The sequence below is a fragment of the Paenibacillus sp. J22FR5 genome, from assembly GCF_059691975.1.
This window is the reverse complement of record NZ_JCAUAN010000020.1, coordinates 84,648-108,662: the sequence shown is the minus strand read 5'-3', so window position 1 is coordinate 108,662 and position 24,015 is coordinate 84,648. Positions and strand designations below refer to the sequence as shown.

Annotated in this window: 22 protein-coding genes and 3 pseudogenes; 24 read left to right on the top strand and 1 reads right to left on the bottom strand. The window is 44.6% G+C overall.

Translation table 11 applies throughout. The features are described 5' to 3' along the window. Positions 1–553: 553 nt before the first annotated feature. Entirely contained in the window at positions 554–1,489 is a 936-nt protein-coding gene (locus AC58P7_RS22610) for an AraC family transcriptional regulator (RefSeq protein ID WP_497346864.1), read from the bottom strand. Between the two features lie 397 nt (positions 1,490–1,886). On the opposite strand from AC58P7_RS22610, the gene AC58P7_RS22605 reads away from it, so the two are divergent. The 24 genes and pseudogenes from AC58P7_RS22605 to AC58P7_RS22490 all read left to right on the top strand — a co-directional run bounded on the left by AC58P7_RS22605 (position 1,887) and on the right by AC58P7_RS22490 (position 23,775). Beyond that, a complete protein-coding gene (locus AC58P7_RS22605) occupies positions 1,887–2,120 on the top strand; it encodes a hypothetical protein (RefSeq protein ID WP_497346862.1) in 234 nt (77 codons plus the stop codon). A 48-nt stretch (positions 2,121–2,168) separates the two neighbouring features. Beyond that, positions 2,169–2,624, top strand: coding sequence for an alpha/beta hydrolase family protein (locus tag AC58P7_RS22600; protein ID WP_497346860.1), 456 nt, complete (start codon positions 2,169–2,171; stop codon positions 2,622–2,624). Positions 2,625–2,848: 224 nt separating this feature from the next. After that, a complete protein-coding gene (locus AC58P7_RS22595; protein ID WP_497346858.1) occupies positions 2,849–3,514 on the top strand; it encodes a GDSL-type esterase/lipase family protein in 666 nt (221 codons plus the stop codon). 333 nt (positions 3,515–3,847) lie between these two features. After that, positions 3,848–3,958: pseudogene (locus AC58P7_RS22590) on the top strand (carbohydrate ABC transporter permease); the annotation flags it as partial. 17 nt (positions 3,959–3,975) lie between these two features. Then, positions 3,976–4,020: pseudogene (locus tag AC58P7_RS22585) on the top strand (hypothetical protein); the annotation flags it as partial. A gap of 26 nt (positions 4,021–4,046) precedes the next feature. Further along, complete coding sequence (locus tag AC58P7_RS22580; RefSeq protein WP_497346856.1) at positions 4,047–4,286, top strand: family 1 glycosylhydrolase; 240 nt, start codon at positions 4,047–4,049, stop codon at positions 4,284–4,286. Positions 4,287–4,473: 187 nt separating this feature from the next. Further along, a pseudogene (locus tag AC58P7_RS22575) lies at positions 4,474–4,740 on the top strand (ATP-binding cassette domain-containing protein); the annotation flags it as partial. Between the two features lie 254 nt (positions 4,741–4,994). Continuing rightward, positions 4,995–6,554 (top strand): spore germination protein, encoded by a 1,560-nt coding sequence (locus AC58P7_RS22570; RefSeq protein WP_497346854.1) that lies wholly within the window; start codon positions 4,995–4,997, stop codon positions 6,552–6,554. Between the two features lie 25 nt (positions 6,555–6,579). After that, a complete protein-coding gene (locus AC58P7_RS22565) occupies positions 6,580–7,785 on the top strand; it encodes a Ger(x)C family spore germination protein (RefSeq protein ID WP_497346852.1) in 1,206 nt (401 codons plus the stop codon). After that, a complete protein-coding gene (locus AC58P7_RS22560; RefSeq protein ID WP_497346850.1) occupies positions 7,785–8,009 on the top strand; it encodes a hypothetical protein in 225 nt (74 codons plus the stop codon). Before AC58P7_RS22565 ends, AC58P7_RS22560 begins: the two co-directional genes overlap by 1 nt. 17 nt (positions 8,010–8,026) lie before the next feature. Then, positions 8,027–9,127 carry a GerAB/ArcD/ProY family transporter gene (locus tag AC58P7_RS22555; protein ID WP_497346848.1) on the top strand — a complete coding sequence of 367 codons (1,101 nt, stop codon included), beginning with the start codon at positions 8,027–8,029 and terminating at the stop codon, positions 9,125–9,127. Between the two features lie 52 nt (positions 9,128–9,179). Next, positions 9,180–9,341, top strand: a complete 162-nt coding sequence (locus AC58P7_RS22550) for a hypothetical protein (RefSeq protein WP_497346846.1) — start codon at positions 9,180–9,182, stop codon at positions 9,339–9,341. A 9-nt stretch (positions 9,342–9,350) separates the two neighbouring features. Then, entirely contained in the window at positions 9,351–9,980 is a 630-nt protein-coding gene (locus AC58P7_RS22545; RefSeq protein ID WP_497346907.1) for a GerAB/ArcD/ProY family transporter, read from the top strand. A 255-nt stretch (positions 9,981–10,235) separates the two neighbouring features. Continuing rightward, on the top strand, positions 10,236–11,918 hold the full coding sequence (locus tag AC58P7_RS22540; RefSeq protein ID WP_497346845.1) for a sensor histidine kinase: 1,683 nt from the start codon (positions 10,236–10,238) through the stop codon (positions 11,916–11,918). Further along, on the top strand, positions 11,893–12,678 hold the full coding sequence (locus AC58P7_RS22535) for a response regulator transcription factor (protein WP_497346843.1): 786 nt from the start codon (positions 11,893–11,895) through the stop codon (positions 12,676–12,678). Before AC58P7_RS22540 ends, AC58P7_RS22535 begins: the two co-directional genes overlap by 26 nt. Before the next feature lie 166 nt (positions 12,679–12,844). Further along, complete coding sequence (locus AC58P7_RS22530; protein WP_497346841.1) at positions 12,845–14,113, top strand: ABC transporter substrate-binding protein; 1,269 nt, start codon at positions 12,845–12,847, stop codon at positions 14,111–14,113. 72 nt (positions 14,114–14,185) lie between these two features. Beyond that, complete coding sequence (locus tag AC58P7_RS22525; RefSeq protein WP_497346839.1) at positions 14,186–15,070, top strand: carbohydrate ABC transporter permease; 885 nt, start codon at positions 14,186–14,188, stop codon at positions 15,068–15,070. 11 nt (positions 15,071–15,081) lie between these two features. Then, complete coding sequence (locus tag AC58P7_RS22520) at positions 15,082–15,894, top strand: carbohydrate ABC transporter permease (protein WP_497346837.1); 813 nt, start codon at positions 15,082–15,084, stop codon at positions 15,892–15,894. Between the two features lie 25 nt (positions 15,895–15,919). Then, positions 15,920–17,254, top strand: coding sequence for a glycoside hydrolase family 30 protein (locus AC58P7_RS22515; protein ID WP_497346835.1), 1,335 nt, complete (start codon positions 15,920–15,922; stop codon positions 17,252–17,254). Between the two features lie 81 nt (positions 17,255–17,335). Beyond that, positions 17,336–19,624 carry a glycoside hydrolase family 3 C-terminal domain-containing protein gene (locus AC58P7_RS22510; RefSeq protein ID WP_497346905.1) on the top strand — a complete coding sequence of 763 codons (2,289 nt, stop codon included), beginning with the start codon at positions 17,336–17,338 and terminating at the stop codon, positions 19,622–19,624. A gap of 266 nt (positions 19,625–19,890) precedes the next feature. Then, positions 19,891–21,903, top strand: coding sequence for a methyl-accepting chemotaxis protein (locus AC58P7_RS22505; protein ID WP_497346833.1), 2,013 nt, complete (start codon positions 19,891–19,893; stop codon positions 21,901–21,903). A 160-nt stretch (positions 21,904–22,063) separates the two neighbouring features. Beyond that, on the top strand, positions 22,064–22,243 hold the full coding sequence (locus tag AC58P7_RS22500; protein WP_497346831.1) for a fibronectin type III-like domain-contianing protein: 180 nt from the start codon (positions 22,064–22,066) through the stop codon (positions 22,241–22,243). A gap of 125 nt (positions 22,244–22,368) precedes the next feature. Beyond that, positions 22,369–22,602 (top strand): hexameric tyrosine-coordinated heme protein, encoded by a 234-nt coding sequence (locus AC58P7_RS22495; RefSeq protein WP_497346829.1) that lies wholly within the window; start codon positions 22,369–22,371, stop codon positions 22,600–22,602. A gap of 504 nt (positions 22,603–23,106) precedes the next feature. Further along, positions 23,107–23,775 (top strand): carbohydrate ABC transporter permease, encoded by a 669-nt coding sequence (locus AC58P7_RS22490; protein WP_497346827.1) that lies wholly within the window; start codon positions 23,107–23,109, stop codon positions 23,773–23,775. The last annotated feature ends 240 nt before the right edge of the window (positions 23,776–24,015 follow it).

Genomic DNA, 24,015 nt, shown 5'->3' with positions numbered 1-24,015 from the left:
CTTCTTTTTCTTTTTGTTTTTACTCTCCTCCTCATCACGGGCTGCAATGGTAACAGTACACCTTCCGAGCCATCCCAGTGGTCGTTTTGATTGGAAAACGAGCACAGTTAAAAAGTAGAACGGAAAGCTTTTCTAAATAAAGTTTTCGGTTCCAGACAAAAAAAGTAACAACTTTCTAATGGTATCAACAGACCTTATTTTCTTAGCCGTATCTCGAGTTTATAAAAGCTTGATATTAAAGAAAAAAATGACGTGTCAAAACTGTTGGCAGTTTGACCGTCATTTTTATTGTCATTTCGATTCTGCACCTCGGAAATGGAGTGTTTTACCATGTTAGACGTTCGCTCTTCTTTATACATATTCGACATGTTTTTACTCTAAGCAGGTTGTTAAACTTTCAATTCAAATGTGAATCGAACGTGGTCGTCTTACATCACCCGTCTCAATAAGTAATACATTCTTATTCGACGGGCAGAGTTTGAAAATCCTACCTAATTAACAAGGAAAACTTAAGTTCAACTTATATATATATTTTCTGAAGAAAGCTTAACAATCAACCATTTTTTTGTTTGATTAATCGATACTCTCTTGGTGTTAGGCCAAAACCACTTTGAAACAATTCATAAAAGGTATTCATATTCGAGATTCCGACCTCCTGAGCTATTTTTGCAATGGGAACTTGAGTGTTCTCTAAGATGAAAGACATGCCTATATGATTTTTTAGCAGTCTACTTAAATAGTTGGGATGAAAACGGAAATACTGTGCTGCAGAAGTAAGGGTTACGGAGGAATAGTTTTGTTCTAAGTAGAGCAATATATCTGTGATAAGGACTTTCTCCACACTCAGACTTTTGTTAGTTTCATTGGTTGCTTTATATACTCGCAACAATTCCGAAAACAATATCATTACATAACTATTTATGATTTCAATCGAACAAATGCCAGGATCGAAATATTCACAAAGAATTTCATTCATTATATGCTTAATCTTTACACTTTCACCTGTATGGAAAAGAATGTATTGGTTATATTCTTTATTTTTATAAATCGCGTTAATAATGAATTCAGATATCAGATGATTGCCTTGCAAACGGCGTAATAAATCGGAATCAAAGTAGTTCTTTCTCATCATACAATTGATGATAATGTCTCCTTCTCCAGCTGCTTCGATGGTGTGTACCACGTTAGTATCCAGTAAGCAGAATTCACCTTCTTTGAGGGTTACCTGCTTACCGTTAATGGTTTGGACATAGCTTCCGGCATATACATAATTGATTTCCAGAAAATCATGCTTGTGTTCAGGGGTTAACATATATCGAGGATGTTTCAAAAATGCAATTTTTTGATCCGGCTTTAAAAATAAGTCATCCTGAGCAATATTAATAAAGGATTTTTCCGAGAAAAATCTAGGCATACTTGGATCTTTGAGAGCCTCTTGTTCAATATCGTTCAAAGTAAATAAGTATTGATTTAAATCTTTTGTATCCACTTTGCATGTCCCTTTCTAATGTTCGTAGAATGAACATTTCCATAACATTATGCCACAAATCGAGTGGTTTGAATATGATAAAAAAGTTCAATATTTTTGTTATATATATATGTGTGTAATTTGTGTATCATTGCTTTAAAGCGCTTTCTATAATAGAAAAATAATAGTTTGAATATGTCATTTTTTTCAAAGGAGGTTTTTCCTAAGAGCACCGGACAACCGTTTGAGCGGTTTTTTCAGAGAAATATCAAGCAAGTACCGTTTGCAAAAGCTGATTAAAATTTGGTGGATTTTTGGCGAATAATTCCGACGTTTTTCATTCTCAGATTAAATATGAAAGCGTTTCGATAATAAAAATAAAACATTTAATTTACTAGATTAGGAAAGAAGGGGAAATATGGAGAGACAAGTATTAAATAAAGTCACCACCTCATATGGACGATTAATTACAGGTATCTGTTTTGGATATTTTGGATATTACGTAGCCATTGTGATTCCGATTGCATTACTATTGACGTTTAAATTTTTGGAAATTGATCCTGCAAATGTAACTGCTAATTTTGGTCTTGCATCTGGGGTTGGAGCATTTGTTGGAATCTTTGCTATATATTTGGGGGGGCTATGTCAGTGATAGAACTTCTGTATCATTTGGACGAAGGCGTACCTGGGTATTGATTGGATGCTAAATACGGAGAACACCTCGTATGATGAGGAATCTAATCGTTTAAAGATAAACTTGAAAAGTTCTGCGGCTCCAGATTCACCGGAATCGTTGTTGCTTGGTGCCCCCATACTTACTTGCCCAGAACTGGTGAAGGAAGCAAATCCGATTACTTACGTCCGTGGTGGTGCCCCGCCCTTTCTAATCCTGCACGGAACAGAAGATGTGGCTGTGCCGGCACACCAAAGCACATTACTATACGAATCGCTTAGAACTCACGGAAACGAAGTTGCATTAGCTTTAATAGAAGGTTTTGGTCATGGGTTTCTGAATCAAAGCGATTTGGACGATAGGGAGAATCCACCCTATGTTATGATGCGTAGCATCAATAAAAACATGTCAGAACAAACGACACTGAAAACGTTACGTGTTTTTGAAATGATCGAACAATTTTTCCGAACTCATCTTACTTAGCAGAGTTTAGTTACGGGCATACCTTGCGCTAGCTCATTTGGCTAGGGCGAGGTATGCTTCTTGGATTAAAAAAGCTAGAAATACGTTCATAAGGGCGATAGACGTATTTTTCTAAGTCTCCTCGACACTTGTAAAAGCGTTTTAAGAAGAATGAGGGAGTAAGTACTATCCTTAGAAGATATGGACCAATTAGGTAAGGAACTAATGAAAGTGGAGGTATTAAGATGAGCGAAAACAGTATGGGAAGCCAATTCAATATTGATATTGCAAAAGCTTTTTTAGAATTTAACCGAAATCAACGGCTAGCCTCTTTCACAGAGTTAAATCAACGTGCCCAAAAAGGGGGAGTCGTGTTTGTAGGAGATTCCATTACTGAGGGTTTCCCCATTCATGAAATGCTCCAATGTGATAAGCCTATATACAACAGAGGCATTAACGGCGATACTTCTAGTGGTGTTTTAAATAAACTGAAGGATGAAGTATTCAATTTGGAGCCGCAAAAAGTGTTTTTGTTGATCGGAACGAACGACCTGGGGGAAGGTAAAGAACCAGGAGAGATCGTCCGAAATATCGAGGAAATAAGTTTAAGCATTAAGCACGTACTGCCGGAAATAGAATTATATATTCAATCCATATACCCGGTAAATAGAAGCGAATTTGTAAATATAACCCCATTTCCAGTGGTAGGTAACCGTACCAATGAGGATATCCAACGGATAAATAATGACATTCGTGAAATAGCGACAAACAACAAATTGACTTATATCGACATCTTTGCAAAGTTGATTGATGAGACAGGACAATTACGTAAGGATTATTCGTATGACGGCCTTCATTTGACTGTCAAGGGTTACGAGATCGTAAAAGAGGAGCTCCAGAAGTATTTGTAAAAACTGAGAAACAGGATTTTATCAAGTATACGTTTTGGGTCTTATAATTCCGGGGCTGCTGAACAAATCTTGATCTATCCACTGTATCAACGACATGGATTCTGCCTTTGCCATCCCCAACACACTGAACATGTATGTTCTTGTCTTTAAATGATTTATGTCCTTGTCCAAAGTGAAGGATAAGAACATATATCCTCTGACGGAACTTATATCCTTAGCCGTAGGAACGGACCTAAATTGCGGTGTAAAACAAATTAATACTTAAAGATGTTGACGGAATTCTGAAAGCAGGCATGAGCGAATTCTGATAGTATGAAACAGGAAAGCATCTTCGTGTTGCCGCTTTCCACGCCGTTGCTAGCGACAGTTGGTCTTTTTTATAAAATTCTGTATTGGAACGACTGGTTCTATGGATTAATCTACATTACTGACAGAAAGTGTTTTAGGAGGTAGATGGCGAGATGAAACATATTCAATTTCCACAGCATTTTCAATGGGGGGTTGCCACCAGCGCCTACCAAATAGAAGTAGCATGGATAAAGGTCCTTCGATATGGGATACATTCTCTCAAAAGCCCGGTAAAGTGTGGAAGGATATTCCCGGCAATGTGGCATGCGACCATTACAATCGTTATCCCGAAGATATTGCCCATATGAAACAATTGGGTCTCGAAACGTATCTCTTCTCCTTCTTGTGGCCGCGTGTCATTCCGGAAGGGACTGGGAAGGTAAATACGAAGGGGCTCGATTTTTACAAACGCCAATTCTGTTAAAATGGTTACTTTTACAACGGAAAGTGGAGTGAGTATGATACAGCAAGAAGCAATAAAATCAAGTAGCGAAGAAGCGGCTGTGAGTGGCCGATTGGTGTAGGCTCTTTGTTTCGTCCTCTTTTTCTCGGTAATGAATGCCACAATGTTCAATGTAGCCCTACTAGATATCGCGGGGCAATTCAAGCAAAAGCCTTCTTCGGTAAGCTGGCTCGTAACGGGACAGTGGCAGCGTGTTGCTATTGCGCGAACGTTGGCACGAGATCCTTCGATTATTTTGGCGGATGAGCCTACGGGAGCGTTAGATTCGAAGACAGGTGTGGAGATTTTAAACATATTAAAGAGATTAAATACACAAGGTCGGACGATTGTTTTGATTACGCATGACTTATTGATTGCCCAGCAGGCGAAGCAGATTGTGCATTTTCGGGATGGGCGGTTGAGTGAAGTTGGATAGTTGTAATAATGAAGACCGGGACTCCGATTTGGGGTACCGGTTTATTGTTTATACACTTAGACAGAGGCATTAAGGGCAGTAGAGCGGAATAGTTTGTCTTACAATGCAGCGCAAATTCCAATTCCTGTAAGTATTCAGCGTGCTTCTAGTCCACTTTGACTTTCCCACTTAGTTATTTTTGTATAATAATGGATTTATCGAGCAAAATATGAAAATAATTTTGTTTGTATGTTTACTTCTGGGGGCAACTTTCGATGGATTATTTAAAAAAGTTATTAAATCGTTCGAAGATGACAACGATTTCTCCCCATTTTACTTCAATCGTTGAAGAAACAAATTCCATCAGTGCTGAATTGATACAAAATGAACAGTATTTGAATCGGCTCCTTATTCATTGTTCGGATGTTATGTATCGCACGATTCGCATTTATGGCAATGTCAGGGCTGTTTTGATTTATGTAGAAGGTCTTGTAGATATACAGCACCTGGAAAATATGGTATTACAACCGCTATTACAGACAAGAGAAACTGATTTAAGCGACTCAGATCCCATTACAATCTTGGAAGAACAAGTCGTGATTGTGGGTCGAATCAAACGCACGGATGCCTTGAGTGATGTTGTAGATAGCATTCTAAGTGGCGCGGCAGTCTTATTGGTTGAAGGGCAGACTGTCGGTCTGCTTATGGAGATACATGGATGGCAGACTAGAAGCATTGAGGAGCCATCCACAGAAGCGGTAATCCGCGGGCCGAGGGAAGGTTTTAATGAAAACCTCCGGACTAGTACGAGTATGCTGCGCAGAAAACTAAAGACACCTCTTTTAAAGATGGAGTCGCTCAAAATTGGGGAAATCTCTTCGACGGAAGTGGTAATCTCTTATGTGGAAGGTATTGCGGATGAGGATCTCATAGATGAAGTGCGCAAGCGCCTTAGCCGTATCCAAATAGATGGGATTTTGGAGTCATCTTATATTGAAGAATTTATTGAAGACGCGCCGTGGTCTCCATTTCCAACCGTACATAATACAGAGCGTCCGGATGTTGTGGTCGCCAACCTGTTAGAGGGAAAAATAGCCATTTTGGTGGATAACACGCCTTTTGTACTGATCGTTCCTGTGATGTTCTGGGAATCAATAAGTGCGAATGAGGATTATTATGACCGTTTTTGGATCGCGTCAGTAATACGCATTTTACGCCTAATTTGCATGGTTATGGTTCTGTTAATGCCTTCTTTATATGTGGCAATTACCACTTACCACCAGGCAATGCTGCCCACTGACTTGCTGCTCAGCATTGCCTCCTCGCGGGAAAAGGTGCCGTTTCCGGCATTAGTCGAAGCGCTAATGATGGAAATTGTATTCGAAGCGCTGAGAGAAGCGGGCATTCGGCTGCCCAAGCAGGTCGGCCAAGCGATTAGCATTGTAGGTGCGCTAGTAATCGGGCAAGCTGCGGTTCAAGCCGGTATCGTATCGGCGGCGATGGTTATTGTGGTATCCATTACAGGTATTGCCTCATTCACGATTCCACGGATCAGTTTCGGTACTGCTTTCCGGATGCTTCGCTTTCCAATGATTCTATTGGCTGGAACTTTGGGTTTATTCGGGATATCGATTGGGCTGATTGCTGTACTTCTTCATCTGTGCTGCTTACGTTCATTTGGCGTCCCCTACTTATCTCCAGTGGCGCCTCTGACCCTCTCAAGCTTAAAAGACGTGTTTGTACGTGTACCTTGGTGGGATATGAATCTACGCCCGTTTACTACGGGGAAAAAGCGTCCGTTGCGAGTTCCATGGAAGCAGAAACCTAAGCCATGAACGAAAAGGAAAGGATAGGGGACACATGAAGGCAAACAGATTTTTCGTCCATATGCTGCTTTCCTCTCTCCTTTTCATCACAGGGTGTTGGGACAGGAAAGAGGTTAATGATCTCGCACTTGTCATGATGACGGCTTTGGATGCAGCGGAAGGTGGTAAGTTCGTCGGAACTGTTCAAATCCCCAAACCCTCTGGAGGGAAAATGGAATCGGGCAGCGATAGCCAAAAGAATAACTATATCGTTCTATCTGCGGAGGGCAAAAATAATCATGAAATGATCGGCCAACTTCAAGAGAAGCTGTCCCGAACCATATTCGCCTCTCATCGGAGGGTGCTTCTTATCGGTGAAAGATTGGCTAAGCGAGGGATTAAGGATCTGCTTGACCATTTTAGCCGAGATCCGGACAGCCGGCTTCGGACTTATGTTTTGATTACCAAAGATAGACAAGCAGGAGAACTTCTTGGCGTGGATTCTCCCATCGAACAATTACCTGCCGACGCGGTTCGGAAGATGGAAGAGTCGGGTACAGGTATAGATGAGACGCTTCGCGATTTATTCATTAGTACATCCACTGTAGGCATTGTACCGGTTATGGGGGTGCTCAATGTGGTTCCCGCTCAAATAAATGGCAGACCGCATCCGGAGAAAGACAAAAGTCAATCCGGAAAGGAAGTACTTAGCTTATCCGGTGCCGCCGTAATTAAAAACTATAAGCTTTCGGGATATCTGAATGATGATGAGATGCGGGGATTGCGTTGGATTACCGGAAAAGTGAAATATGACAAGGTTATAGCACATATCCCCAAAGAAGGGAATATAAGCATGGAGGTATCTCATGCGGTTCGTCAAATAAATACGGAGGTTAAGGGAGATCAAGTTATCGTCAACCTGAAGTTTGTGGCTAAAGGCGCCTTACGTGAAAACAATACGAACATGGATCTGACTCAAGTCAAAAATGTGAATAAGGTAGAGGATGCGATCAAGACTTCACTTAATACAACGATTAAAGAGACGATTACCAAGGCGCAGAATGAATTGCAAGCGGATATTTTTGGATTTGGACAGGAAATTCACAAATCTCATGTCAAGCAATGGAAAAAGTTGCAAGATCAATGGGAAACAACGTTCCCTATGATCCAAATCAATGTGGAAACCAAAGTTACAGTAGTCCGCACTGGTTTGACCGGAGCTCCCTTGCATTTAAATGAAGAGGATGTGAAAAAGAAGTAATGAAAATCATTGCATTCATTCTCTTTATGATCGTGACCTCTTGCTATTATATGGGTTCATTGCTGAAAGCGCAGCTTCGTAGAGAAGCCTGGTTAAGCGTGGGAATTTTTGCTTTCACTACGATAATCGGATCCCTGCTGCTCACGGGAATCGAGATTCCAAGTCCAATGATTCCGCTCAGGGTGTTGTTTGAGTCAATAGGGCGCAAGCTTTTGAAGAAATAGAGAAAGAAGGAAATCCCATGAGAATTGAGAAAATTACGGTTAAGCAATTAAGAACTTTATTATTCCCTTTATTAATTGCTACCGAAATCTTGATCGTTCCCGCGTCGACATCGGGATTTGCAAAGCAAGACGGCTGGATATCCGTTATTGTCGCTTCCGTAACAGGAATTTGGGGAATCCTTGTGATGACAACCCTTGCTAATCGTTATCCGGACAAGACGATGGCGGATTATAGCTTCGATATTATCGGCAAATGGCTCGGAATCTTATGGACTTGCTATGCTTCATATATATTCGCTCTGATTGCTTCGGGAACCGTGTTGCTGCATGCGACATTTATTTCTTCAATGGCCCTGCCGAAAACACCTCCATTAGTCCTCGTACTATTGTTGTTTGCTATGTGCGGATTGGCTGCGAATGCAGGGATTGAGGTCATTGCGCGGTGTGCTCAAATGATTGTGCCTCTTAACATATTGGTAACCTTTGTTTTATTTGGATTGTCGATTCCGGATATGAATGTGAATCACTTACTACCCATATTTGAAACCGGTATCGTTCCTGTGATTCAGGGTGCTGCCGTGCCTTCGTTTTTTTACGGGGAAATCGTTGTCATCGGATTTGTGCTTCCTTTTTTGCATCAAAGGGAGAAGGCGCGAAAACAAAGTATTCTGGCTCTCGCCGGAGTCATTTTGATATCTGTCACCGTTGTACTTCAATCCTTGATGGTGCTCGGACCTCTTACTCCTAAATTGAATTATCCTTACTTTGATACGATACGGTATATACAAATAGGCGGATTATTAACCCGTGTAGAGCCTATTGTGATCCTTCTTTGGACGTTTTGGGTTTTTTTGAAAGTTAGTGTATTCTTGTTGGCTCTTTGTCATTGCTTAAAACGGCTCTTAGGGCTTTCGAATCACCGAGCTGTTATTTTTCCGCTCATTTTGCTGCTTTCTCTCATGGTGTTGTTCTATAGCAAAAATAGCGCGGCAGCATTTGAGGACACGACCTTCGTCTGGCCAGTTGCTTCATTGGCGATGAATAATTTGATTCCGACTCTTTTTTTGATTGTAGATTCTTTGCGGAAGAAAGCATCAAGAAAGAAGAATACATCATGAAAAAAGAAGCAATCACGGTTCAATACAATTAAGAACTTTTTTATTTCCATTATTGATTGCAACTGAAATCTTAATTATTCCTGCATCCACATCAGCATTTGCTAAACAAGATGGCTGGATGTCCGTAATCGTTGCTTCCGCTACTGGCGTGTGGGGAATCCTCGTAATGACTGCTCTTGCTAATCGATATCCTGGCAAGCCAATCGCTGATTAACCTCTCAACATACTGGCGACCCTAATATTGTTTGGATTATCCATTCCGGATATGAATGTAAACCAGATGCTTCCCTCATTCGAAAACGGTATCATTCCTGTGATACAAGATGCCGCTGTTCCTTCATTTTTTTATGGGGAAGTAGTTGTACTGGGATTCGTGCTTCCTTTTTTACAGCAGAAGGAGCAGGCGCGAAAACAAAGTTTTCTGGCCCTCGCAGGTGTTGTATTGATTTCGCTAACCATTGTTTTTCAATCTTTGCTAGTTATGGGACCACTAACTTCCCGATTGAATTATCCCTATTTCGATACGATTCGATACATAGAAGTAGGGGGCTTCATAACCCGTTTAGAACCTGCTGTTATCATTCTCTGGACATTCTGGTTTTTTTTGAAGGTCAGTGTTTTCTTGATAGCTTTATGTGAGTGTGTGAGACGGATTTTTGGGCTTTCGAGTTACCGTCCCGCTATATTTCCGATAACTATATCGCTTTCAATTCTTGTGTTGATTTATTACAGAAATAGTTCGGTAGAACATGTAAACACAACATTCGTATGGCCTTTTGCTGCATTGATGATGAACAATATAATACCCACTCTATTACTCTTGGTGGATACCTTGAAAAAAAGGTACCGGTAAATGGTGGTCAGAACCGAATTATCATTCAACTACAACCGAATAGCGTTGTAACAGAATCAAAAGACGAATATACAGCTAGTCAATTAGAATTGCAAACGCCATCGAGGTTTGATAAGATACCGAATATCTTTGCATAACGGAGATGAGCAAATGGTAGATCAATTCAGACCTTCATGGTGGTATAGGATAACCAGGAATCTGCATTCCACCCGAAGTCAGATCCTGGTCGGATTTCTGGTTGTTGTGATGCTTATTATGTCCATTACAGCAACGATTGCATATCCGTTGCTTTCCGCGAACGCGAAGGAGAGCGCTGAGTCATACGTACTTGAGAGCACCTTGCTCGCTTCGAAAAATTTGGATGCGGAGCTTGCCCGAATCGATGAGACATTCCAAAGAATCGTATTGGATACAGAGGTACAGCGAATGCTTGCTGTGGCGAAGCTTGATCTCAATATACCTTTAGATGAACGTCTCACTCTACGTAATGTACTGAATCGGCAACTCATCTTTTCCAAGGTTGTGAGTGTCGCTGAGTTATACGACGAACAAGGCAGAGCGTTATTTCCGATCTTCGATCGAACGGTGAAGGAGATGACCGGCGAAGAGACGGTACAGAACGCCCGGGCAAACCCGAATCGGACGATTTGGCTGCACAATTCGCAACGCAACGATGAACTTATAGCTTTGCGGCACGTGCGTTTGCTGGAAGATTGGACACAAGGGGGCTATTTGCTGTTTCGTGTTAAAAAGAACATCTTTCAAATCCAGAATGCTTTTCAGAATCAAAATGATTTTATTTATCTCGTATACGACGAAAGCCGCACATTAATAACCCCCGCCCCTTACAAGATCGGACTGAGCCTTGACGATTTGAAAAACAGGAAGGTAGTTGCTTGGGAGGGCGGGAGGTACTATCCGAAGGTACATACTTCGGATGTGACCGGATGGACGCTGGTCGGCCTAGTTCCGGTCGAGAAGATCGAGCGCCCTGTTGAACTCCTTCGTAACGTACTTTATGTAGCAGCAGGGATAGGAGGAGTGATGGCGCTGGTTTTGTCCATCATACTTTCCTTGTTGATTACCCGTCCGTTGAATCATTTGCGGAAAGTCATGATCGATTCGAAAAAGGGAGAATTTCAAACGAATCTTGCCTCATATTTTAATCGCGAAATAAATGAATTAAACCGGACGTATAACAAGATGGTGGCACGCATCCAATTTCTTATCGATGAAGTATACGAGAAAGAGCGTTTAAGCAATATATCAAAGATCAAAGCACTGCAGGCACAAATCCATCCCCATTTTTTGTTTAATACCTTGGAAGCCTTGAACTGGCATCTGCGCAACAAGGATGACGACGAATCGGCGAATTTGATTCTTTCCTTGTCCGAGTTGTTCCGATATACGTCCGGCCGTTCGTCCAAAAGCGATACCGAATTTCTCTCGGAAGAAATCAGGCACGTAGAGCGATACTTGACGATTATGCAGCTAAGGTTTCAGGAGCGTTTGACATATGCGCTCGAGGTTAGAGCTGCTATCGGAGGCTATCGGGTACCAAGGCTTCTTCTCCAACCCGTGGTCGAAAATGCCGTCTATCATGGAGTGGAGGAAAACAATGGACAAGGCATTGTTAGCATGTCCGTGGAATCACCAGGTGATACGCTGCAAATCGCTGTTTGGAATAACGGCCGAGGAATTCCTCCGGATCGCCTTGAACTTATTCGCAGGCATTTGGAAACGCCAGAGGCTTCGGATTCTACAGTGCTTTTCGGGATAGGTCTTTCCAACGTGCATCAAAGAATCAAACTGATGTATGGTAAGGAGTATGGGGTGTCGATCGATAGCGATGCCCAGAATGGAACACGGGTTATTTTAACTTTACCCTATTATCGTAAGGAGGAGTCTTCGAATGATACGGAAAATATTGATCGTTGAGGATGAGCCCCTTACAAGCAAAGGGATTCTGCGGTCATTGCAGAAATGGAATTCGCACGAGTTTGACTATGTCACAGCCTCGAATGGTCAAGAGGCACTATCTTTAATGGAATCAATGGAGTTTGCACTGATTGTCACCGACATCCGTATGCCCGTCATGAGCGGAATCGAATTGCTCGAAGAGATTCACAGGCGTGGCATACAAGTCGCAGTCATCGTATTATCAGGTCATTCCGATTTCGAATATGTCCGTTCTGCACTGGTGTTCGGGGTCGTAGATTACGTGCTGAAGCCGATAAATCCGCTGCAGCTTGTTGAAGCTGTGCAGCGAGGATTAGCTACTGGCCGGGAAAAGCGAAAGGACTTGCTTGGCCGAAAAATTGTACAGAGCGAAGGGGAATGGCTGGAAAAGTGGGATCGCGGGACGACAAACACATCGATATTAAGCGCGATTGAGTATATTGAACAGCATCTTCAGGAACCGATCGGCATTCAGAATGTTGCCGCGGCTGTACATTTAAACCCGAATTATCTAAGCACCTTATTTAAAGATGAAACGGGAATCACCTTTAGCGAATTTATGACAAAGCGAAGAATATTGGAAGGCAAACGGCTGCTGGCTCAAACCGATCTTAAAATTTATACGATCGCCGAAAAAGTCGGCTACCAAACGGCAAAATATTTTACAAAAGTATTTCACGAGCTTGAAGGGGTAACTCCCAAAGAGTATCGTTCCAATCTTCACAATCCTCGCCTATGACGGCGGGGATTTTTTTTCCCTTAGAGGCAATAATACAGAACGGAACGAATCTTCTGCAGAACTGAGAATATTGGTATTTTTCCTGATCGTTAAGCCTTATAGCTAATCCAAGTATCTTTTATAATTAAGACATGAAAGCGATAACATATACGAGGGGGAAATGAGAATGAAGAAAGCGTTGGCAGTGGCAGTAACTATGGGACTCTTCTTAACCGCTTGCGGAGGCGGCGCTCAGACCGGTTCAAAGGAGAAGCCGACTGAAAGCACCACGGCGAAAGCGAAAGAGGTCACCGTATGGATACCGAATTCCGAGACAAAGATGAAGGACGCGATTCAGCAAAGTATTGACGCATTCGAGAAAAGCCAGAACGAAATCAAGATCAAAGTGGAGTATGTGGATGATGAATCGTTAAAGACGAAAATCAAAGTCGCCGGTGCGGGAGGACAGTGGCCGGATGTATTCGGCTATTGGACCGGGGAACAATTTAAAAACATGGTAAAAGCAGGCGCAATTGCCGATATTACAAATGAGATTCAAGGGGATAAAGCATTCGTAGGCAATTTCGCGGCAGGCGCGCTCGACGCCGCTACAATCGATGGCAAGCTCTACGGGATTCCTACAGGATCGTCGAACGTTATGTTCTATTACAACAAGAAAATTTTTAATGATAACGGGATCCAGGTTCCCAAAACCTGGAATGATCTGATGGCTGCCGTTGATAAGCTGAAAGCAGCCGACGTGACTCCGATCACGGTTGGCGCAAAGGATCGCTGGCCGCTCCTGTTCTACTTCTCATACCTCTCCAATCGAATCGGCGGAGCGAAGCCGTTCGAGAATGCGGCAGCGAATAAAGGCGATTTCACGGACCCTTCGTTCGTTGAGGCCGGTAACAAGCTGCAGCAGCTGGCGAAGGCCGGCGGCTTTGGCAAGGGCTACCTCGGCATGGCATCTGCGCAATCAGAAGCAGAGTTCCAATCGGGCAAGGCGGCTATGACTCTGATGGGTGACTGGTCGCTTGGCTCCTATGCGAACTCGGGAATCGATCTTGGTTACTTCCCATTCCCTTCGGTTGAGAACGGCAAAGGCGATCCGGCGCTTATGCATGGCGGCTTCGGCGCTCTTTACGCGGTGTCTGCATCGGCGAACAAAGAAGCAGCGACGAAATTCCTTAAGTTTATCTTGACTCCGGAGCAGCGGAAAAATTTTGTAGTCGCCCTCGGCGCTCCTTCGGCGATCAAGATGGATCTGTCAGGGGAAAAGCTCAATCCGATCGTAGCGAATTATTTGTCCAATATCGGCAGCATGCCGTCCGGCTACTTCTCATATTATGATCAAGCCATCGATGCGAAACGTGCTGAGCAAATTTTAAATGCGGTTTCAGCGATCGCTAGCGGCACCACAGATGCAGCGGCAGCGCTGGCCAAGATTAAGTAAATAAACAGACAGGCATTGTCCTTGATCTTCGATCAAGGGCAATACCATTCTTGTGTGAGGGAGGATGGAAGAGTGGAAAGTCGTACGCAACGTATTATCAGCCGTTTCGTATTCGTAACGCCGGCGCTTGCCATTTTCGGTATATTCCTGGTGATTCCGATTCTGCTTAGCATGTATTATAGCTTTTTTACTTGGGACGGTTTAAATCCGATGGTATTCGCAGGTGTTCACAACTTTATTAACATGTTTCATGACACCTTGCTTATGGATTCCGTGAAGCATTCTTTTATTTTGACATTCTGGGCGCTCGTCATTCAATTGCCGCTCGGTTTGATTCTGGCCGTGCTGCTTTCCTCTGAGAAGCTGTTCGGACGGCGTTTATTCAAGACGGTATTCTTTATGCCTGTCATCTTGTCCACTTCGGTTCTGGGCGTTCTTTGGGGGCTGATCTACGAGCCGAACATCGGTTTGCTGAATAATCTCCTCGGGCTTCTTGGGCTTGAAAGCTTGCAGCACGTATGGCTCGGGGATGAAACGACGGCTATGGGCGCGATTGCGGCCGTTATCGGGTGGCAGTATATCGGATTCTATATGATTCTATTTTTGGCCGGATTGCAGGGCGTACCGGACGAAATTATCGAGGCAGCGGATCTGGACGGCGCATCGAAATTCAGGGTGCTGTGGAACATTCGGATTCCGCTTATCCGCCATATTATCTCTTTCGCGATCATTAACTGTGTAGTCGGGTCGCTGAAATATTTCGACTTGATCTATATTATGACAAGCGGCGGACCGAACAATTCGACAGAGGTTATTGCTTCCGTTATGTTTAAGCAAGCTTTCCGCTTCTCGGATTTCGGATACGCAAGCGCGATTTCGATGCTGCTGCTCGTTATGGGCCTCTTGTTCGCCGGCGTCTTGTCGAAACTGTTCAAGAGCGAACCGGTTCAATACTAAAGGAGGCGGCCATGCTTAAAAAAATTCCGACTCATCTATTTCTTTGGGTCTTTCTGCTCGTAACCGGGTATCCGTTCTTTTGGATGTCGATTTCTTCCCTTAAGACAAACGTGGAATTTTTCGATAATCCCTGGGGTTTACCTAAAACGTGGGTGTTTGAGAATTACGTCAACGCGTGGGAGAACGGCATTCAGAATTACTTGTTTAATAGTGTGATCGTGACATTCGTAACAGTAGTCGGCACGCTGCTTACGGCAGCGATGATCGCTTTCCTGCTGGCGCGGCGTCCGTTCAAAGGTTCCAATCTTATGCTCTCGCTGTTCGTAGCGGGGATCATCATTCCATTTCACAGCACTTTAATTCCTTTGTTTACAATTATGCAGAAACTGCACTTGATCAATACGCGATGGTCGCTGTATTTCCCTTACATCGCCTTCAGCTTGCCGTTTGCCGTGTTTCTTCTATACGGTTTCTTTAAACAACTGCCCAAGGAGTTGGAAGAGGCAGCCATTGTGGATGGTGCGGGTATTTACCGTATGTTTTTCCAGATTTTCCTGCCGCTTAGCCGTGGAATCCTGGCAACGGTGGCGATTCTGGCAGCGATTAACGCCTGGAATGAATTTATGCTGGCGCTTGTGTTCCTGTCGGACAAGGCGATTCAGACGTTGCCGATCGGTCTTATGTCGTTCCAAGGCCAATATACGACCGATTATGCGGGACTTTCGGCAGCGCTTGTCATTTCAGCCCTTCCGGTAATACTGCTTTATGTAGTGTTTCAAGAGAATGTGACCAAAGGCTTGACGGCCGGCGCCGTCAAAGGGTAATTTATCGACGTTAGGAGTAATTGACATGGGACAACTTAAACAATGGATTTCAAGCAAAAGGGAGGCGCAATGGATCGATAATGCGCTGCCGCCCACCATGGACGGCGCGGCCGACCTTACGCTGACAAGCGATACGTTTCAAACTGTAGAAGGCTTTGGCGCCTGCTTCAATGAGCTTGGCTATGCTGCGTTAAGCCATCTGTCAGAGGAAGACCGCAAGCAAACGATGTACAACCTGTTTCATCCCGATGGAGCGCAGAAGTTCAGTGTATGCCGTCTTCCTATCGGAGCAAACGACTATGCTCTCGAATGGTATAGCCTGAACGAGACGGATGGGGATTACGCCATGGAGCATTTCTCGATTGATCGGGACCGGCAATATCTGATTCCTTATATCAAGGAAGCTTTGGCGCTTAATCCGGAGCTGAAGCTATTCGCTTCGCCGTGGAGTCCGCCGACGTGGATGAAGTTCCCTAAGGCTTACAATTACGGAACCTTGCGTTGGGAAAAGCGAAATCTGGAGGCTTATGCCTTGTATTTCGTGAAGTTCGTACAAGCATATAAAGCCGAAGGAATTACCATTCACCAAGTTCATGTGCAGAACGAAGTTGTGGCCGACCAGAAGTTTCCATCCTGTGTATGGACTGGCGAGCAGCTTCGCGAATTTATCCGCGATTATCTGGGGCCAGCCTTCGAGAAGCACGGTCTCAACACGGAAATTTGGCTCGGAACGATTAACGCTCCTGAGCCTTGGGACGAATGGTTGAAGAAGAAAGAGGCCGATCATGACGCTTATGCGCATACGGTGCTCAGCGACCCGGAAGCCTATAAGTATATTAAAGGCGTAGGGTATCAATGGGCGGGAAAATGGGCGATTCAACGCACGGCGCTGAGCTACCCGGAGCTTAGGTATATGCAGACGGAGAACGAATGCGGGGACGGCACCAACACGTGGGAGTACGCCAAATATATATTTAATCTCTACCAGCATTATTTTACGAATCAAGTAAATGCTTACATTTATTGGAATATATTCTTGGAGCCGAAGGGACGAAGCACATGGGGCTGGGAGCAAAATTCCATGATCACGATCGACCCGAACGAGAAGACGGTCATTAAAAATCCTGAGTATTATGTAATGAAGCATTTCTCCCATTTCGTTCGACCGGGCTCAAGGCGAATCGGTCAACGCGGCCATTGGTTCGGGAATGCCGTAAGCTACGAGACGCCAAGCGGCGAATGCGTCGTCGTCATTGCGAACCCGTTCAAGGAAGCCAGAACCGTCCAAATTTCAGACGGCATGGCCACGTATGGCTTCGAGCTAGAAGCGGAATCTTTCAATACGATTCTTTTCGGTTGATTCATCTTTAACTTCATTTAAAACTTGATTTGTAAAGCCCCTGATGAGAATCAGGGGATTATTTCAACGGGGGGAATAACAGTGAATGACGATATTCGGCAGTTGATCAAGCAATTGACGCTTGAAGAAAAAGCGGGGCTCTGCTCTGGAGCGGATTTTTGGCATACCAAAGGTGTGGAACGGCTCGGCATTCCGTCGGTCATGTTGACGGACGGACCGCATGGTTTGCGTAAGCAGGATGAGAACGCCGATCATGTGGGGCTTCACGAAAGTCTGCCTGCAACTTGTTTCCCTACCGCTTCAGGGATGGCCTCTTCCTGGAATCGGGAATTAATCCGCCGTGTCGGCGAAGCGTTGGGGAAAGAATGTCAATCCGGTAACGTTGCTGTGCTGCTAGGGCCCGGAGCGAACCTGAAGCGTTCGCCGCTCTGCGGCCGGAACTTCGAATACTTCTCGGAGGACCCGTATCTCTCCTCTGAGATGGCGACGTATCATATTCAAGGGGTACAGAGCCAAGGTGTCGGCACGTCGCTGAAGCACTTTGCCGCCAATAACCAGGAGCACCGCAGAATGTCCGTTGACGCCGTTGTCGACGAGCGGACGCTTCGGGAAATCTATCTGGCGAGCTTCGAAGGAGCAGTAAAGCAATCCCGGCCATGGAGCGTCATGTGCGCATACAATAAGGTGAACGGGGAGTATGCATCTGAGAATGAGACGCTATTGACCCGGATTCTCCGCGACGAATGGGGCTTTGAAGGCTTTGTCGTTTCCGACTGGGGCGCTGTGAATGATCGAGTAAAGGCGCTTCAATCCGGGTTAGAGCTTGAGATGCCGTCGAACTCGGGTGTTGGGGACGCTAAAATCGTCGAAGCCGTGAACAATGGTACATTACCGGAAGAAGTGTTGGACCTGGCGGTCGAGAGGCTGCTGCGAGTCATCTTCCAGGCGGTGCAGGGGCGCAAAGAGGGGACAATTTTTGACTCGGAGACGCACTATGCATTGGCACGGGAGATGGCGAGTGAAAGCATGGTGCTGCTCAAAAATGACGGCATTTTGCCTTTGCCGAAGGAAGCGTCGATCGCAGTTATCGGCGAGTTCGCGATAAATCCGCGTTTTCAAGGCGGCGGAAGCTCGCACGTCAATCCGACGAAGCTCGACAACCCGTTGGATGAAATCAGGATACATGCCGGATCGGCAGGATCAGTAACTTATGCACAGGGATATCGGCTCGAATCGGACGAGATCGACGCGACTTTGCTTGACGAGGCGGTTGAAACAGCCGCGGCGGCGGAAGTGGCAATCATTTTCGCCGGCCTTCCGGATCGATACGAATCCGAAAGCTATGATCGGACGCATCTGTCGATTCCGGATAACCACCGGGCACTAATTGAGGCTGTTTCGGCAAAGCAGCCGAATGTCGTCGTCGTTCTAAGCAACGGCGCACCGGTGGAGATGCCTTGGATCAGGAGCGTCAAAGCGGTGCTGGAAGGCTATCTTGGAGGCCAAGCATTCGGTGGCGCCGTAGCGGATTTGCTTTACGGTATAGCAAACCCCAGCGGCAAGTTGGCGGAGACGTTCCCCATGAAGCTTTCCGACAACCCTTCGTACCTGAACTTTCCGGGGGAAGGAGATCGGGTGGAATATCGGGAAGGGTTGTTCGTCGGATACCGGTATTACGACGCGAAGGAAATCGAACCGTTGTTTCAGTTCGGTCACGGCCTGAGTTACACCCGATTCGAATACACGGACCTGAAGACCGATCGGGCGTCAATAACGGACGAGCAATCGCTGGAAGTACGCGTCACCGTCAAGAACGTCGGTGATCGTGCGGGGAAAGAAGTCGTCCAGTTGTATGTCCGCGATAAAGAGAGCAGCGTGATCCGGCCGTTCAAGGAGTTGAAGGGATTCCAGAAGATTGAGCTTCAACCGGGCGAGGCTAAGACGGTAACTTTTGTTTTGGAGAAGCGAGCTTTCGCTTATTACAATGTTCTTATCAAAGACTGGCATGTGGAATCGGGTGAATTTGAAATCGCTGCAGGTTCGTCTTCACGTCAAATCTGCTTGAAGCAAACCGTGTATGTCAAATCAACCGTGTTGTTAAAGCCGGCGCCGATTACGCAAAATACGTTAGTGGGCGACTTGCTTTTGAATCCCGCAACGGAAGCGAAGGCGAAGGAGTTCGCCGCCAAGAGCGGGCTTGACACCATGAACTCCGACAATCCGGAGATGTTTCTGGCTTTGATGAGGTATATGCCGCTCCGCGCATTGGTCGCTTTCGGAAAAGGAAAATACACGGAAGCTATGCTGGCTGAGGATATGAGGGAGTTGAATGCTCTGATTGAATCCCGGCAACATATCGAGTCTATATAAATGAATGCTACCCGTAAGCTGAACACGTAATTAATACTGCTCCGTCATTTTCAAATACGATGTTGATTTCGACAGATGAATCGACACGAGAATAGTATAAAAATCAACAACCAACAAAGATCCGCACAAGCTATTTTCGCCTGAAAGAGCAGTACTAATCAATGTGATCTAGGATCAAGCATGATATTGTCAATAAAGGCTTGAACGATCTTCCGAATGTTATCTACAGTGTGATTATTCTCAACAAGTAGTAAAAGGGGATCTACATGAAATTGAGACTTAATAAACTTCGCTCGTTCAAATTTAATCTTCACTCGATCAAGAGAAAACTGATCTTGGCTTTCGTTGTCATTTTACTCGTACCCAGCCTGTCTATCGGTTGGATTTCTTATAACACCGCCAAGAACAAAGTAGATGAGCAAATGATGTGGGCTGCTACTGCAAATGTTGATCTTCTGAATCAAACGATTACCCAAATGATAGAAGCAGAAATGAAGGATGTCGATTCTTTAGCGCAACAAATCGCTGCCGCAACGGTCGGTCCAAAGCAAGGGGATGAAAATCCTAAATTAAAAGAAATTCTCGACAGGCATAAACAGCTTCATCCCGAGTTGGAGGTTGTTGGTGTAGGGGCGGATACAGGGTTAATTCAAGGTTCGCCGAATACTAAAGTTCCTGCCGATTTTGATGCGAGAAAAAGAGCGTGGTACATGCAAGCGATGGAGAACAAGGGCAAAGTGATTGTGACGGATACGTTCTTATCTTTGGCAACGAACAATATTGTTATATCGATAGCCAAAGTTGCGAGCGACGGTCATGGCGTTGTGTCAGCTAATCTAAGCCTGAATTCGCTGAGCGAAATCGTAAAGAGAGTCAAAATCGGCAATCAGGGTTATGTGATATTATATGACGCCAAGAGAAAATATTTGGTTCACCCTACAGCGAAAATTGGCGATGTTGCGACAGGAGTGACTATTGATCAACGTTTTGCTTCCGATTCGGGCTCGCTGGAGTACATCAACAAGTTTGACGGAAAGATCAAGAAGGATGTTTTTGCAACGAATCCGTTAACCGGCTGGAAGTTGTCGGCTACCTGGTATCAGGATGAAGTGTCGCAGGAGGCATTCCCGATTTTCAAAAAAACGGCGCTGGTAATTGCCATTGCTTTGCTTGCAGGAGCCATTATCGTGTTCTTTATTGTTCGCGCCATTGCATCTCCGTTACGTGTTTTGATCGACACGTCCCGGAAAATCAGCGAGGGTGACTTAAGATATCGAGCAGATATTAAATCGAAAGACGAATTCGGCGAGCTTGGAGCAAGCTTTAACCTGATGGTGGATTCACTTAAATCCGTTTTGGTAGAAGTCAGCGAATCGTCCCATCAATTAGCGGCTTCTGCGGAACAGTTGTCTGCAAGCGCTGAACAAACCTCCAAGGCTACCGAACATATTGCGAATACCGTTGAGCAGATGGCTGAAGGTGCCAATCAACAGGTTCACACCGTTGAGGAAAGCGCACAAACGATTCATGAAGTATCAACAAAAATACAGCAAATTGCAGTTAGTGCTAAATCTGTTGCCGACACAACAACAAAAGCCTCCGAGAAATCATTGGAAGGTGGACGCGCCATACAGACTGCCTCCTCCCAAATGAGTTCGATCAGCAGTTCAGTTGATGGATTGGCGCAAGTCATTATCCGGCTAGCCGATACTTCCCAAGAGATTGGACAAATTACGGAAGCCATCACGCAAATTGCTCAGCAAACGAATTTGCTTTCGCTTAATGCTGCAATAGAAGCGGCGCGTGCCGGAGAACATGGACGCGGATTTGCCGTAGTAGCAAATGAAGTGAAGAAGCTCGCCGAACAGTCTTCCAAATCGGCGGGAAAAATAGCGAGTCTCATCCATTCCATTCGAGATGAGATCGAAAAAGCTCAAGAATCGATGCAATCGGCAACAAAGGAAGTAAGTGTGGGGATAGAAGTTGTTCAAACGGCGGGCGACTTATTTTCAGAGATAGAACGCTTTGTCGTTGAGGTAGGAAATCAGACGAGCGAGGTTTCAGCCGCTACCCAGCAAATTTCAGTCGGAACAACGCAAGTTGTACAAGCCATCGAAGGAATAGCGGGCGTTGCGCAAACAACGGCATCCGGGACGCATAATGTGTCTGCTGCCTCCGAAGAACAGCTAGCATCAATGGAGGAGATTTCATCTTCCTCGGCTGATCTTACACATATGGCGGGGGAGCTGCAAGAACTGGTCGGGAAATTCAAATTGTAAGAAGAACTTGAGTCATAAGGATGCCTTGAATTGGGATGGAGGAGGTTGAAATCGTAGTAGCGACGGAAATGGTAATCATCTTCGCCGGATTTTCGGAACGTCGGCGATCGCGCGGGGAAAGAAGTCGTTTCAGTTGTATGTCCTCGATAAGGAGAGTAGCGTGATCCAACCGCGCAAGGAATTGAAGGGATTCCAGAAGATCGAGCCTCAACCGGGTGAGGCTAAGACGGTTAACATTTGTTTTGGAGAAGCGAGCTCTCGCGTATTACAATGCTGGCGTCGCAAAGAGGGTATGTCCCACGGGAGAAAATCTTGGTATCCAGTTTGTATTGAAAATTAGTTTAAATTTGTTCTATTTTATGAAAAATATAGATGTTCGATTCAGTTGTAAACAGCTATCATTGGAATCTGCAAAATAGTCTTGTTTACAGAAGTTGATGTCGAACTACACAAAAGGAGAAAATTATGTCTAACAATTGGCTTCCGACTTTAGAAACAGCCACTCCCCAAGAGGGTTTTGAGTTAGCGATCAAGCTCTTAAGAATGGGGGTTAAGTATACACAACCGTCTGACGAAATCCGTAACAAATTAAGGGCGGAATACGCAGAAAACGCCGATAGTTTAACGGCAGCTTCTCAAGTAATCGCAATTCATTTCCAAACTATTTCGGTCGCTAACAATTACTGGAGAAGCAAATAGCAGTCCGAATTGATTTGAATATAAACTTACTAAAAATAAGCAATAAAGCATTTGTATACAGAAGAGAATAGATGATTTTCATTTACACAAGAAGCTCTGATGGGTCCATCGGAGCTTTTTAGTGTGCACCCAGTATGCATATGATTAAGTAAGGGCAGGTCAAAACTTCGTCTGTCCTCACTGAGGTTGAATGTATAGGCAGCAAGAAAGCCGCCTAGTCTATGACTGGACTGCCTTCGGTTTATTAAAATTTTGAACATAATATCGATATCCATTTTCAAAACCCCGTCTTCGAGTCTCCACAACACCATATACTTGGTTATTACAGAAAAACTTCGTTATTATCATTTGTAAACGTCAATTGAGCTATACCTTTTTCGCGGGCCTGATGTTCTCCACCGAATTCTATCTCAACGCTCTCCAATACTATATTTGACAGTTCTTGGCTCCCTAAAAAGTCCCGCTGAAGCGGTTAAACTGAACCTAAGCCTTCCTAGTGAATGGATGTGGTCCAACTACAAGATGGTATTTGTAGAAGGTCGACTGCTGAACGGCTTCAAAAACAGTGTGATCGTAACGTTTTCAACGGTTCTGTTCACCATAGGGGCAGGATCCATGTGTGCTTATTTTCTATCATGTCGGCAAGGTAGATGGGTTCAATACCTATTCTACTTATTCTTTGCGGGGATGATCGCTCCACCTTCGATGATTCCAACGATTAAGTTGACGCAAATACTGCATATATCCGGTCAGTTTATCGGTCTTATCTTATTCCTAACTGCACTTAGCCTCCCACTAACCATCTTTATTATGAGCGGGTTCATTAGAACTTTGCCAAGGGAGCTTGATGAGGCAGCGACGATTGACGGCGCAGGAACGTTCTATACGTTCAGCAGGATTATCTTTCCTTTGCTGAAACCGTCAATTGCGACGGTCACTGTATTCGTTGCGATCTCGGCCTGGAACGATTTCCTCAACACACTTTACATTATTAGTGACAGTAGCAAGTGGACTTTACCGTTCTCTGTTGATAATTTCGTTTCGCAATACGGGACTTCTTGGCAATTTGTATTTGCTGATTTGCTATCGGTCATGCTGCCGATGCTGATTGTCTACCTGTTTCTTCAACGCTATATTATTGAAGGAATGACTGCAGGCTCGGTAAAGGGTTAAACCATTCAAAAGTTAAGCGAGCGGGGAGTAGCTTCCCCGCACTTAATGGTGATGGATAGACTTTCTTGGAGAGGTTAATATGGAACTTTAATTCGGATAAATGACGGAGATTAATGAATTTTTTTTAATCTACGAACAGATGAAAGCGCATAATTATAAAAAACTAGGTGAAGGTTGGGGAACCAAAATGGGGGAAAGGTTCGCTGTGCGATATATATACGACAGTGCTTGCAACTCCTT